At 62.9% G+C, this 564-nt stretch carries 1 protein-coding gene; it reads left to right on the top strand.

The annotated features are described in order from the left end of the window. Positions 1-155 precede the first annotated feature (155 nt). Positions 156-564 (top strand): serine hydrolase (locus AC1DU6_RS35260; RefSeq protein ID WP_477863217.1); only part of this gene is annotated, 409 nt, incomplete at its 3' end.

Below are 564 nucleotides of genomic sequence, written 5' to 3'. Positions count from 1 at the left end.
GCCAAGGGGCCGGCGCTCGGCCATGTGCTGGCGCTGGCGGAAGATGCTTGGCTGGCGCTGGATTTCCCGATGGAGGTCGATGTGATGACGGTCATCGCTGATCAGACGATCGCGCGCTTCAAGCACGACCATCAGCTCTGAGGCCTGACGGCGCCATGAAGCATGTCATTCGCCCCGGTTCTGCCGATGTCAGCGAGGATGCGGATGTCGTCGTGCCGTGGTGGAGTTTCACCAAGACGCTGATCGCGGCCACGGCGCTGACCATGGTGCGCGACGATCAATTGGCGCTGGATGAGAGCCTGCCAGGCCAGACCTTCACGCTGCGCCAGTTGCTGCAGCATCGCGCGGGTCTGACGGATTACGGTTCACTTCCCGCCTACCATGCGGCCGTCGCTGCCGGTGAAGACGCGTGGCCGGTGGACCGGCTGCTGCACTCAGTTTCTGCTCTGCATGCCGGAATTGAGCCGGGCCATTTCGCCTATTCGAATGTCGGCTATTTGCTGGTCAGGCAGCATCTCGAACGCGTGAGCGGGCTGACGCTTGATGCCTTGATGCGTCGACGGT

The sequence above is a fragment of the Roseateles sp. P5_B10 genome (genome assembly GCF_056400485.1).
Note: the sequence above shows the minus strand (reverse complement) of the source record. Positions and strands in the feature narration are given on the sequence as shown.